The sequence below is a fragment of the Pseudonocardia oceanicola genome (assembly GCF_047200735.1).
Classification (GTDB): domain Bacteria; phylum Actinomycetota; class Actinomycetes; order Mycobacteriales; family Pseudonocardiaceae; genus Pseudonocardia.
This window is the reverse complement of sequence record NZ_JBJZON010000018.1, coordinates 77981-90509: the sequence shown is the minus strand read 5'-3', so window position 1 is coordinate 90509 and position 12529 is coordinate 77981. Positions and strand designations below refer to the sequence as shown.

General features: G+C 71.5%; 12 protein-coding genes. 6 read left to right on the top strand and 6 right to left on the bottom strand.

Features of this window, described 5'->3' with window-relative positions:
* The first annotated feature begins 9 nt into the window (after positions 1-9).
* Positions 10-447: a cupin domain-containing protein gene (locus ACL02T_RS23430; RefSeq protein ID WP_412832898.1), complete on the top strand. Its 438-nt coding sequence runs from the start codon at positions 10-12 to the stop codon at positions 445-447.
* On the opposite strand, the gene ACL02T_RS23425 is transcribed toward ACL02T_RS23430, so the two are convergent.
* Entirely contained in the window at positions 444-1355 is a 912-nt protein-coding gene (locus ACL02T_RS23425) for a LysR family transcriptional regulator (RefSeq protein ID WP_412832897.1), read from the bottom strand. The two genes, ACL02T_RS23430 and ACL02T_RS23425, sit on opposite strands and share 4 nt — an antisense overlap.
* Before the next feature lie 93 nt (positions 1356-1448).
* On the opposite strand from ACL02T_RS23425, the gene ACL02T_RS23420 reads away from it, so the two are divergent.
* The 5 genes from ACL02T_RS23420 to ACL02T_RS23400 all read left to right on the top strand — a co-directional run bounded on the left by ACL02T_RS23420 (position 1449) and on the right by ACL02T_RS23400 (position 5646).
* Positions 1449-2723, top strand: coding sequence for an MFS transporter (locus ACL02T_RS23420; RefSeq protein WP_412832896.1), 1275 nt, complete (start codon positions 1449-1451; stop codon positions 2721-2723).
* A gap of 41 nt (positions 2724-2764) precedes the next feature.
* Complete coding sequence (locus tag ACL02T_RS23415; protein WP_412832895.1) at positions 2765-3766, top strand: Gfo/Idh/MocA family protein; 1002 nt, start codon at positions 2765-2767, stop codon at positions 3764-3766.
* Entirely contained in the window at positions 3763-4065 is a 303-nt protein-coding gene (locus ACL02T_RS23410; protein ID WP_412832894.1) for a DUF1330 domain-containing protein, read from the top strand. Before ACL02T_RS23415 ends, ACL02T_RS23410 begins: the two co-directional genes overlap by 4 nt.
* A 293-nt stretch (positions 4066-4358) precedes the next feature.
* Positions 4359-4799 carry a cupin domain-containing protein gene (locus ACL02T_RS23405; RefSeq protein WP_412832893.1) on the top strand — a complete coding sequence of 147 codons (441 nt, stop codon included), beginning with the start codon at positions 4359-4361 and terminating at the stop codon, positions 4797-4799.
* A gap of 340 nt (positions 4800-5139) precedes the next feature.
* The gene (locus ACL02T_RS23400) at positions 5140-5646 is read left to right on the top strand and encodes a VOC family protein (protein WP_412832892.1); all 507 of its coding nucleotides are present in this window, start codon (positions 5140-5142) and stop codon (positions 5644-5646) included.
* Between the two features lie 569 nt (positions 5647-6215).
* Here ACL02T_RS23400 and ACL02T_RS23395 read toward each other — a convergent pair.
* Genes ACL02T_RS23395 through ACL02T_RS23375 form a run of 5 tightly spaced genes read right to left on the bottom strand, consistent with a single transcriptional unit; the run spans position 6216 to position 12525 of the window.
* Complete coding sequence (locus ACL02T_RS23395; protein WP_412832891.1) at positions 6216-6758, bottom strand: VOC family protein; 543 nt, start codon at positions 6756-6758, stop codon at positions 6216-6218.
* A 23-nt stretch (positions 6759-6781) separates the two neighbouring features.
* Entirely contained in the window at positions 6782-8035 is a 1254-nt protein-coding gene (locus tag ACL02T_RS23390; protein WP_412832890.1) for an aldehyde dehydrogenase family protein, read from the bottom strand.
* Positions 8032-8919: an NAD(P)-dependent oxidoreductase gene (locus tag ACL02T_RS23385; RefSeq protein WP_412832959.1), complete on the bottom strand. Its 888-nt coding sequence runs from the start codon at positions 8917-8919 to the stop codon at positions 8032-8034. Before ACL02T_RS23385 ends, ACL02T_RS23390 begins: the two co-directional genes overlap by 4 nt.
* A gap of 52 nt (positions 8920-8971) precedes the next feature.
* Complete coding sequence (locus ACL02T_RS23380; protein WP_412832889.1) at positions 8972-10339, bottom strand: dihydrolipoamide acetyltransferase family protein; 1368 nt, start codon at positions 10337-10339, stop codon at positions 8972-8974.
* Entirely contained in the window at positions 10336-12525 is a 2190-nt protein-coding gene (locus ACL02T_RS23375; RefSeq protein ID WP_412832888.1) for an alpha-ketoacid dehydrogenase subunit alpha/beta, read from the bottom strand. The genes ACL02T_RS23380 and ACL02T_RS23375 overlap by 4 nt, the downstream gene beginning before the upstream one ends.
* Between the last annotated feature and the right edge of the window lie 4 nt (positions 12526-12529).

The following is a 12529-nucleotide window of genomic DNA, read 5'->3' as shown; positions in this document are numbered from 1 at the left end:
GCCGATCCCGTGTACCTCACCCCTGATCCGGCCGACCTCGTCGACCCGCAGGACCTGACGCTGCGCATCGCCGGGCTGCTCCCGGACGGCATCCCGTTCGGCCGCGTGCGGCACTTGAACGAGATCTACGAGCACCTGCCGCGGGACCCGCAGGTGCGGATCGAGATGACGACGGTGGAGTTTGCCCCGAAGGAGTTCAACAGCTACCACTTCCACAACGGGACGGCCATCTACCTGGTACTGCAGGGCCAGATCGAGATCCACTTCCCGGACACCGTGAAGTACTACACCGCGGGGGACTCCTACATCGAGCCCGTCGGCGTGGTGCACCGGGCCTGCAACCCGCACCACGACATCCCGCTCACCGCCGTCGGGGTCCAGATCACCCCGGCCGACCGGGAGGCCATCGTCACCGTCGGCGAGCCGCCCTCGCCGGGCGCCTCCTAGGTCCGGGTGTGCCGCGACGGCAGCGCTGCCTCGGCGACCAGCCCGACGTCGGTCTGGCGCAACGTGTCGACGTACGCGCTCGTGAACGGCCCCCGGTCCGGCCGGGAGTACGCGAAGATCTCGCGGTACACCGGCGGGTGGAGGGAGCGGACGTTGTCGCGGTACGTCCCGCGGACCGAGTTGTCCGGCACGATGGTGACCCCGCCGCCGCCCGCCGCGACCCCGAGCGCCGTCTCGACGTGGCCGGTCCACACGGTCACCGTGGGCTGGAACCCGTGGTCCGCGCACAACGCGATCACGGACCGCGTCAGCCCATGGGCGGTGTCGAACAGGATCCAGCTCTCGTGGGACAGGTCGGCGACCCCGACGACGTCCCGGGAGAGCAGCGCGTGGTCGTCGTCGGCGACGACGACCAGCTCCTCGAAGCCCAGCGACGTGACGGCCGTGCTCGGCGCGCTCATCCGCGGGCCGATCGCGACGTCCCCATCCCCGTCGACGAACGCCGAGCCCATCGCCTCGACATGGGGGAAGTCCGCGATCCGCAGCACCACGTCGGGGAAGCTCTCGTGCCAGGATGCGACGCCGCGCGGCAGGACCCCGGTCGCGATCGACCGCACCGCCAGTACGTGGAGGTCGCCCTGACGCCCGGTCCGGACGTCGTGGACGGCCTGTTCGGCCCGCGCCACCGAGCTGAGGATGTCACGGGCGGCGGGCAGTAGCACCCGTCCGGCCGGGGTGAGCCGCAGCCCTTGGGGGCTGCGGTCGAGCAGCACCACCCGCATGTCCGTCTCCAAGCGCCGGATCTGTTGCGACAGAGCGGGTTGCGAGACGAGAAGATGGTCCGCGGCCTTGGTGAAGGACCGACAGTCGCACACCGTGACGAAGTAGTGCAGCTGCCGCAGGTTCACACCGGAAACCTAGGCAGCGGCGGCTGGACGAGCAAGACGCGTACCCCCGGGGCTGAGGCCCGCACTCTCAAAGGTGAGAAAGGGATCGGGAAAATGAGCGTACCGGACCGAGTCCGCGAGTCGCGGGTGTCCACGACGCCCGTGCAACAGCTGTTCACAGCGCGCCGAGCACTGTTCATCGTGCTGATCCTCGGCGTCTCCTACAGCTTCAACGGGATGGACCGGCAGGTCTTCCCGGCGTTGCTGCCCGGCATCAGCGAGGAGTACGGCCTCGAGCTCTGGCACGGAGGCCTGCTGTCCAACATCTTCGCGGTCAACATCGCACTCTTCGGCAGCGTCACCGGCTGGCTCATCACACGCTTGGGGCGCAAGCGGGTGCTGGTCGGGGGGCTGGCCTTCTACTCGATCTTCACTCTGGTCACCCCGCTCGCCCGCAACTTCGGCGAGCTGATGGTCTTCCGGGCCATGACCGGCATCGGCGAGGCGCTACACATCGCCGTCATCTTCACCATCATCGGCGCTTTCTTCGGCGCTCGGCGCGGCATCTACATGGGGATCAACAACGCGTTCTTCGGCCTCGGGGCGTTCCTCGGCCCGGTCGTCGGGACCCAGTTGGCCGCCGCCTACGGGTCCTGGCACGTCCCGTTCTACGTCTACGGGGTTGCGGGACTGGTGTCGGTCGCCACGCTGGTCCTGTTCGTGCCGAAGTCCTTCACCACGGCCCAGGACCAGGAGATCGTCGTCGCCGCCGTCGGCGCGGACGTCGAGCCCATGCGCTTCCTCAACCGCAACAGCGTCTGCTGCCTGGTCGGGTTCGCCCTGGTGGGGTGCTCGTTCTTCTCCTACTCCTCGCTCTACCCGTCCTTCCTCAAGGCCGAGCTCGGGTTCTCGGTCGCCGCGGCCGGGGCCGCCTTCGGGATGTTCGGCCTGGGTGCGCTGAGCGCGGTGGGCCTGGGCTGGGTCGGCGAGCGGCTGGGCAAGACCGGTCTCATGGGGGCGCTGGGGCTGCTCGCGGTCACCGCCGTGCTGATGTTCCACGTCGTCGAGGCCTTCTGGATCCAGGCGGCGCTGTCGCTGCTGTTCGGGGCGCTTGTCAGCGGATACCTGTACCCCCGGTTCATCGCGGTCTCCCAGCGCTCGGTGGCGCCGGACCGCATCGGCTACATCATGTCCCTGCTGCTCGCGGTGTTCTACCTTCCTGGGATCGTCGCCGGCGCGCTGTTCGGCAAGCTCGCTACGGCGTACGGCTGGGGAACCGCGGCGACGGTCGCCGTCGTCGCCCCGGCGGTCGTGGGCGTCGCGGTGATCGCGCTCCAGCGGCCGACGCGAATGCGCGGCGGGCAGGCCGACCTCGGTGCCCTGCACTGATCGACAGACCCTTTCACGACACGAACGGAGAGTGCCCGCCCATGGTGAACGCGGCAGTGATCGGACTCGGCTGGTGGGGCCAGAACCTCGTCGAGCAGAGTGCGGACAGCGCGACCGTCCGCGTGGTCCTCGGCGTCGACCCGAACCCGGTGATCCGGGAGCAGGTGACGGAGCGGTTCGGCATCCCGTGTGCCGCCGAGGTGAAGGACGCCCTGACTGACGACGACATCGACGCGGTGATCATCTGTTCGCCGCATCGCGAGCACTACCGGCAGGTGGTGGACGCGGCGCGCGCGGGCAAGCACATCTACTGCGAGAAGCCCTTCACCGCGACCCTCGACGAGGCGCGCGCCGCGCTCGCCATGGTGCGCGAGGCCGGAGTCCAGCTCGCGATCGGCCACGAACGGCGGTTCGAACCCGCGGTGCAGCGGCTGCAGGCCGCGGTGCGCGGCGGTGAGCTCGGCACCCCGCTCCTGGTCGAGGCGAACTTCAGCCACGACAAGCTGCTGGCGCTCGAACCGGCCAACTGGCGGCTCTCCGCCGTGTTCGCGCCGGTCGGGCCCCTGACGGCGACGGTGATCCATCTGGTCGACCTCGCCGTGAACATCCTCGGCGTGCCCCGCGAAGTCTGCGGGACCGCCGCCACCCTGGCCTCGACGTTCGAGAACACCGATACCCTGTCGGTGACCCTGCGGTTCGAGTCGGGGGCCATCGCCACCCTCGCGTCGTCGCTCGCCGCGCCGTTCCTGGGGCGGTTCCGCGTCCTGGGATCTGACGGCTGGGTCGAGATCGGCGACCGGGACCACCCCGGGAGCCCGGCAGGCTGGGACGTGACGACCGGGGGTCGCGAGCCGGGTAGCGCGGTCATCCGGTTCGAGCCCGCGACCCGGACGGTGTTGGCGAACCTCACCGCCTTCGGCGCGGCGGCTGCGGGTCAGGCGGACTACCCGATCCGACCGGAGGAGATCGAGCTCGTGGCGGCGACCTGCGACGCGATCACCCGGTCCGTCGCCTCGGGTCGGGTCGAGCGGGTGCTCCGATGACGGCCTACTGGATCGCCAGGGCGAAGATCATCGACCCGGTGGAGTACAAGAAGTACACCGACCGCGTCCCCGAGATCCTGGCCCGGTACGGCGGTAAGGTCCTGACCCGGGGCGCGGCGTACCGCACGCTGGAGGGGCCGGACCACTTCGAGCGGTACGTGGTCGTCGAGTTCCCGTCGTCCGAGGACGCGGTGCGGTGCTTCGAGTCCGAGGCCTATCGCGAGGCGGCGGCGTTCCGGCGCGCCGGCGCGGGGCAGAACGAGCTGACGATCGCCGAGGAGGGCGACGCGACCCGCTGAACGGGGCCGCGACTTGACAGTGGGTTCCGGGTCGGTCCGGCCGGTGGTGGACCGGACCGACCCGGAACCCTCCTTGGCTAGGCGCCCATGGCCTTGGGCACTGTCACTGCGGCCTCATCGAGGTCACCGAGCGCATCCGACGGCAGCCCCTCAGCCCGCAACGCTGCCCGGATCGCAACCAGGGTCACGCGGGCCAAGATGTGCAGCATAATTGACACAGCGGCCTTCTTTTGTGCAGGATTACGCACATATTGGCGACTCAAACGCTGCACGGCTCGACCAAGGAGACGACCATGCCTGCCGACAAACTCGCGTCCGACGACATCGCCCAGTACCTCATCCGAGACGGCGCAATCTCCCCCGACTCCTCCCTCGAGCCGGAACGCGGCTGGATCGACATGGACGTGCGGTGGCTGATCACGAAGGACACGGTGGGGGCCCAACTGGGCTGCATGGGCCGTACGTTCCTCGTCCCCGGCGGGAAGCACGACATCCACCGCCACCCATACGCCGAGGAATGGGAGTACGTGATCACCGGTCGTGCCGTGAAGCACGTCGGGGACCTGACCGTCGAGATGGGGCCCGGGGACGTGATCTTCGTGCCGCGCAACGTCTACCATGGCCTGGAGAACGCCTCGAGCACCGAGCCGCTGCTCACCGTGTGGGGCTACCAGGGTGCCGCGAACCTGGAGGAGGCCGGCTACTTCCTCCCGTCGGACGACGGGATCGGCTGAGATGCGCCTCATGCGGGCCGGTATCCTGCACGGTCGGCGGGACCTGCGTGTGGAGCACGTACCCGCGCCGGCCGCCAGCTCCGGGCGAGGTCCTGATCGCCGCGCGGGCGGCCCTGGCTACTGTCACGCTCGGCGAGCTGTCGCTGGTCGGCACGAACTCGCTGGTCCCCTCGACCGACCTCCCGGAGGCGTTGCGGCTACTGGAGGCGCGCGCCGGGCGATGGGATCGTCGACGCCGGGCTGGCCGCGCTGGCCGGGGGCCGATCACAGCGATCAAGCTCCTGGTCGACCCGCGAGCCACCGCGACCCGTGCTCTCGTCCCACGAGCTGAGGAGCCCCTGTGCCTCTTCCCGGACTCCGCCGCGTCGACCACATCGGGTTCACGGTGCCTGATCTCGACGAGGCCCATCGGTTCCTCGTCGACGTCCTCGGCTGCGAGTACCTCTACTCGCTCGGCCCGTTCGGCCCGTTCGAGAACGACGACTGGATGACGCGGTTCCTGAACGTGCATCCCGCCGCGGTCATGGTCGAGAACCGGTGGTTCCGGTGCGGGGACCAGGTGATCTTCGAGGTGTTCCACTACACCTCGCCCGACCAGCGGTGCGCGATGCCGCGCAACACCGATATCGGCGGGCACCACGTCGCCTTCTACACTGACCACCTCGAGGAGGCGATCGCGCACCTGCGAGCCCACGGCGTCGAGGTGCTCGACGGTCCCACCGCGAGCCGGGGCCCGGCGGAGGGCAACCGCTGGATCTACTTCCTCAGCCCGTGGGGCATGCAGTTCGAGTTGGTCAGCTACCCGGGGGGCAAGGCGTGGGACCGTTCCCAGCGCCCCGCCCCCTGAGCCGCCGTCAGCGACGCCCGCCCGACGCGGCCACCTTGGCCAACAGCGGGGACTTCACCTCCTCGGAGCGGGCCCGACGCGACGGACCGCCCGTTCGCCTCGCACGTCGCCAGGTCGTCTCGGTCTCCGCTGCCGTCAGGGGCACTCGCCCACCCCGCGACCGAGGCGCCGAACGCCTCGAGGTTCGCCGCACGGGGCCGCACTGGGGGTACGAGCTCCGGAGCAGGCATGTCCTCGCCCGATGGGCGGTCGACGTCCCGCCCCCGGAAAGTCCCGGCGTGGTCCCGGTCCCTTGATCTCCGTCCAGCCCTGGGCCGGAGGACACGGATATCGCCGCAGGCGTCCTGTTCCCGAGGGTTTCGCTCGCCGCCATCCACCGACCGGGACGGACGACCTGGCCACCCACGCGACGATCTTCGATTCCGTCCAGGGCAAGAGGAGTACCGCGAGTCGGCCGAGTTTCCGCCGCCACGGCGCGGGTCAGCAGGAACTGAGGATCGCCGAGGCGGGCGACGGCCCCACCTGACCGCCTCGCCCACCCCGGCGCCGGTCGCCGCCGTGCCCGGCTCCTAATCCGCCCGGGTGGGCCGCGGCGCCAAAGTGGGGGGCACGGTCTGTCCCGGCTGCGGCCAGTTCGAGAACGCCTCGGCGTAGCTGTGGCTCATCAGCTCCAGCACCGTGCCCCAGGGATCGGTGGCGTAGGCCAGGACCCAGGGCCTGCCGGGCACGAACGCGAAGGGCGGCGCGACGACCGCGCCCCCGGCGGCGACGACCCGGTCCAGCATCGCCTGCACGTCGGGGTGGGTGAAGCACAGGTGCCACGACCCACGGTCGAGGTAGGGCACGCGCTCGTCGCCGGGCCCCCGCGTGGGGGGATCCACGAACTGGAACAGCTCCAGGCCCACCCCGTTGGCCGTGAGCAGGTGGGCCTGCCAGGCGGTGCGGAACCGCGGCCCGAACACCGCCGCGGCCTCCCCGTGCCCGGTGGACTCCAGCACCCGCGGGCCCATGATGCAGCGGAACCCGAAGACCTCCCCGTACCAGTCGATCGCCGCGTGCACGTCGGGCACCGTCAGGCCGATGTGGTTGACCGCCAATGCCGGTCCGTTCATCCCTGCCCCGTTCACCGCGCCGTTCACCACTGGGTCGCGATGTACTTGGACTCGGTGTACTCGAGCAGGCCCTCGTGCCCGCCCTCGCGCCCGAGCCCGCTCTGCTTCGTGCCGCCGAACGGTGCCGCCGGGTCGGACACGACGCCCCGGTTCAGCCCGATCATGCCGGCGGCGAGGGCCTCGGCGACCCGCATCCCCTCCCGCAGGTCCTCGGTGTAGAGGTAGCTGACCAGCCCGTACTCGGTGTCGTTGGCCAGCGCGACCGCCTCCTCGACGTCGTCGAAGACGACGATCGGGGCGACCGGCCCGAAGATCTCCTCGCCCAGGATGCGCGACCCGGGCCGGACGGCGGTGAGCACGGTGGGCGAGTAGAAGTAACCGTCCCGGTCGTGCAGCGGCCCGCCGGTGGCCAGGGTGGCCCCCCGGTCGACGGCCTCGCCGACGAGCTCGTTCACCTTCCCCACCGCCCCGGCGTCGACGAGCGGCGCGTTGCCTCCCAGCTCCATCGAGCACGACAGCACCCGCTCGCTCGCCTGGGCGAGCAGCGTCCGACCCACCTCCGTCGAGCCGGTGAACGACACCTTGCGCACCGCACGGTGGCGGAGCATCACCGGGGTGACGGCCGCGGCGCGGGCCGACGGCAGCACGTTGACCACGCCGCCGGGCACCCCGGCCTCCTGCAGCAGGGCGCCGAGGGCCAGTGCGGTCAGCGGCGTCGCGGTCGCGGGCTTGAGGACCACCGTGCACCCGGCGGCGAGGGCGGGACCAACCTTGCGGGTCGCCATCGCCGCGGGGAAGTTCCACGGGGTGATCAGGAGCGCGACGCCGATCGGCTGGCGGGTCACGAGGATCCGGCTAGCCCCGGACGGCGCGGTCTGCCACTGCCCTGCCACCCGCACCGCCTCCTCGGCGTACCAGCGGAGGAACTCGGCCGCGTAGCTGATCTCCCCTCGGGCGTCCGCGAGGGTCTTGCCGTTCTCTGCGACGATCAGCCGCGCGAGCTCGTCCCGGCGCTCGATCATGAGGTCGAAGCTGCGCCGCAGGATCTCGGAGCGCTCACGCGGCGCGGTCGCGGCCCAGCCCGGCCCCGCCGCGGCTGCGGCATCGACCGCGGCGTGGGCGTCCGCGCGTCCGCCGCTCGCCACCTCGGCCAACGGCTTAGCGGTGGCCGGGTCGACCACGGTGACCTGCGCGCCGTCCTGCGCCTCGCGCCACCGGCCGTCGATCAGCAGTCCGGTGGGCACCCGGACGTCGTACCCGGCGATGTTCTGGTTCATGCCTGCTCCCGCAGGCCCGCGCTGGCGGCCTGGACCTCGTAGAGCGACACGTAGTCGACCTCGCCGAAACCCCGGCCGATCGCGGTCTGGATGAGCTGCTGTGTCGAGGCGGTCAGCGGCATCGGGACCTCGTGCTCGCGGGCGGCGCCTACGCCGATGTCGAAGTCCTTGCGCAAGTTGCGGGTGGAGAACGTGGGGGTGTAGTCGCGCGCGGCGATCGCCCGCCCCTTGTGCCGGAGCCAGGGCGACCCCAGTACGGAGCCGTCGATGAAGTGCACGAAGTCCTCCGGGGCCACCCCCGCCTTCTCGGCCAGCGATGTCACCTCGCCGTACGCCTGGGCGAGGACGCCGAGCAGCAGGTTGTGGCAGATCTTGACCAGCCGGGCTTCCTCGCCCTTGCCGGCGTAGACCACCGTCGGGGCGATCGCGCTGAACACTTCGTGCAGCTCGTCGAAGATCTCGCGGGGCCCAGAAGCGACGAGCGCGGCCGCCCCCTCGCGGATCATGTCCGGGTTGCCGCTGATCGGGGCGGCGAGGAAGGCGGCACCGCGCTCCTCCGCCGCCGCCCTGGCCTGTGCGGACGCCTCGGCGGACACGGTCGAGCAGTCGACGACCACACGGGGCCGGTGCTCATGGGTGAGTAGCCCTCCCTCGCCGCTGAGCACCTCGATCAGGTCCTCGGACCGGGTCACGCAGACCAGGACGACGTCCCGGTGCGCCAGCTCGTCGAGGGTCACGGCGTGGATCGCACCCGCCTCGACCAGCGGGCCGCACTTCGCCGCGGTCCGGTTCCACACAGCCAGCTCGACCCGCGCTTCCATCATCCGGGTCGCCATCGCGGTCCCCATGCGGCCGGTGCCGAGCCAGCCGAAGGATGTGTCCATCACGCCGGGTTCCTCCTCGAGGTGTCGGGTGTTCGGGGTCGGAGTGTTCGGGTCAGGCAAGGATGCGCAGCGGGTTCTCGACCCGCTGGACGAAAGCGGTGAGCCAGCGCGCCGCCGTGGCTCCGTCGACCACACGGTGGTCGGCGGAGAGGCTGACCGTCATGACGGTCCCGACTGCAACCTCGTCGCCGTCGACGACGGGGCGCCGCGTCGCCGCGCCGACGGCGAGGATGCCCGCATGCGGCGGGTTGATGATCGCCGTCGCCTGGTCGATGCCGTACATGCCCAGGTTGGAGACCGCGAAGGCCCCGCCCTCCAGCTCGTCCTGCGCTAGGGCACGGGACCGGGCGCGCGCGGCAAGGTCGCGTAGGTCCCGCGCGAGGGCGGTCAGCGAGCGACCCGCGACGTCCCGGACGACCGGGGTGACCAGCCCGTCGTCGAGCGCCACGGCGACGGCGACGTCCACCGTGGTGTGCTGCAGCACCGCGTCCGGGGTCCAGACGGCGTTGAGCTCGGGCACCTCCTGCAGCGCCCCGGCCACGGCCTTGACCACGAGGTCGTTGACCGACACGCGCTCGTCGAGGGTCTGGTTGACCTGCCGGCGCAGGGCGAGCAGGGCGTCCACGCGGACGTCGGCGGACAGATAGAAGTGCGGGATCGTGGTCTTGCTCTCGGTCAGCCGCCGCGCGATGGCCCTGCGCATCCCGCTGTGCGGGACCGCCTCGACTCCGGCGGGTGGGAACACCTGCCGGGCCGCAGGCTCCGGCACCTGCTCGGCCGGCACCTGCTCGGCCGGCACCTGCTCGGCCGGCACCTGCTCGGCCGGGGCTGGAGCCGCGGCCGGGGCGGGGGCCGGGCCCTCGCGGTCGAGGCGCTCCAGGTCGCGCCGGACGATCCGGCCGGCCGGTCCGCTGCCCGCCACCACCGAGAGGTCCAGCCCCCGGTCCCGGGCGAGCCGCCGCACCAAGGGGGAGGCCCGCAGTCGCAGCGGGCGCAGGTCGTCCGCAGGGCTCGACCCGTTCGAACTGGGCGATCCCGACCCGGACGCGCGCGACCCGGACCCCGCCTCGATCTGCGGCCCCGCCTGGCTCCCGGCTTGGGTCCCGGTCTCCGTCCTGCTGCCGGTCCCGTGTCCGGCCGGCGCGTGGCCCGCCGCGGCGCGCGCCTGCTCGACCGTCTCCCCGTCCGTGGCGAGCAGGGCGATCGGCGTCCCCACCGGGACCGGGTTCGACAGCTCGACGAGGTACTCGGCGAGCACCCCGCCGGCGTCGGCGACGTACTCGACGCTCGCCTTATCCGTCTCGATGTCCGCGAGCGGCTCGCCGGGCCGGACCTCGTCCCCGACCTGCACGTGCCAGCCCGTCAGGGTGGCCTCCGCCATGCCTGTGAGGACCTCGGGCAGCCTGATCACCTGGCTCATGACGCCTGTCCCTGGGCCGCGCGCATCCGCTCCAGCACGGCCACGATGTCGTCCTCGGTCGCCATCGCGGCCCGCTCCAGGACGCGCGAGATGCTGGGGCTCGCCCGTGTGCCGGTGACCCGTGCGACGGGCTGGTCGAGCCAGTCGAAGAGACGGCGCTGGATCTCGTCGGCCAGCCAGCCGCCGTAGGAGGTGCCGCGCGGGCCCTGCTCGACGATCAGCACGGCGTTCGTCTTCTGCACGCTCGCGGTCAGTGTCTCCCAGTCGAGCGATGCTGGGTCGAGCCAGCGCAGGTCGATCAGGTCCGCGTCCACGCCCGTCCGCTCGATGGCCGCCAGGCACGTCCACACCGAGGACAGGTAGCTGACCACGGTGACGTCCTTCCCGGTGCGGCGTACCGCCGCACGCCCGGGCGGCAGCCGGTAGCCTAGGTCGCCGCGCGGCACCGTTTCCTGCTTGCCGTACAGGTCCACGTGCTCGACGACGAGCACCGGGTCCTCCAGGTCGAGGGCGGTGTTCAGCAGCCCGACGTAGTCCGCCGCCGTTGATGGGGCCACGATCCGCCAGCCCGGGCTCGTCGCGAAGATGCCCACCGGGTCCATGGAGTGCTGCGAGCCGTATCCGGTACCGATCGCGACCTTGGTGCGCAGCACGAGCGGGACCGAGTTGCCTGTTCCGAACATGTGCCGCGCCTTGCCGATCTGGTTGAAGACCTGGTCCGCGGCCACCCACAGGAAGTCGGGGTACATGAACTCGACCACCGGCCGGTACCGCCCGTCGAGTGCCATCCCGGCCCCGAGCCCGGCGAAGGCGTTCTCGCTGATCGGGGTGCCGAGGACGCGCTCCGGCGCGACCTCTAGCGCGGCGCGGGTCACACCGTTGGTGCCACCGCCGAGCCGGTGAACGTCCTCGCCCAGCACGACGATCCGCTTGTCCGCCGCCATCCGGGCGCCGAGGACGTCCGAGGCCACCTGCACGAATCGGCGGGACTCGGTCTCCCCGGTGTACTCGGTCGGCTCCAGCTCCCGGCCGCCCGCCAGCTCGGTGAGGTCCCCGAGCAGCCCGTCGTCGACGGTGGCCGGGTCGGGCCAGAGCGCGGGCCGGATTCGGCGTCGGCCCACGCGGTCGGGGTCGGCCTCCACCAGCCCGTCCACAACCTCCCGCATCGCCTGCTGTGCCTGCTCGCGCAGCCCGGCGAGCGCGGCGTCGCCGAGATGGCCGAGGCGGCGGATCTCGGAATCCAGCCGGGCCAGGGGATCGCGCGCCCTGTACTCCTCTTCCTCGTCCTTGGTGCGGTAGCCGAAGGCGCTGCCCGCATAACCGCCGTTCTGGTGGAAGAAGCGGTACACCTCGGCCTCGACCAGGGTCGGGCCGTTCCCGGCGCGCATGACCTCCTCGGCCTCGCGCATCGCGAGGTGCACGGCCAGTGGGTCCATCCCGTCGACCCGCCAGGACGGGATGCCGAAGCCGGGCCCGCGCGCGGAGAGTCGAGGTTCACCGGTTACCTCGGCGTTCTGCGTGGCGACCGCGTACAGGTTGTTCTCCACGAACAGGCAGAGCGGTAGGTGCCAGGCTGCGGCCAGATTCAGCGTCTCGAGTGTCGACCCGATGTTCATCGCGCCGTCACCGAAGTAGCTGACGGTCACATCCGAGGTGCCCGCCGCCCGCTGCGCCCAGGCGTTGCCCGCCGCCAGCGGAACCCCGCCGCCGACGATGGCGTTGCTGCCCAGGGCGCCCGCCTCGAGCCACTGCAGGTGGATCGAGCCGCCGCGCCCCGCGCAGAACCCCTCCGCGAGCCCCAGGATCTCCGCCAGCGTGCGCCGCAGCACGGCTGCGACGTCGTCGGTGACCAGGGCGGCGGGGTCCATGACCCCCTTCGTGACGTAGGTGAGCGCCTTGGCGAGGAACTGGTGGTGGCTGCGGTGCGAGCCGTTGATCCCGTCCGTGGGGCGCAGGCCCACGATCGAGCCCACGGCACCGCCCTCCTGGCCAATGCTCGAATGGGCGGGGCCGTTGACCAGCCCCTCTGCCCCGAGCTCCAGGACGGACTCCTCGAAAGCCCGGATCAGGTGGAGCTGACCGAACATGCCGACCAGCAGCCCGGCGTCGGCCCCCTTCCAGTCGGCGGCGGTGGTGGCGAGCTCGGTCCACGGGCTCGCGGGATGCAGTCGTCGGTGTTTGGGCACGGGA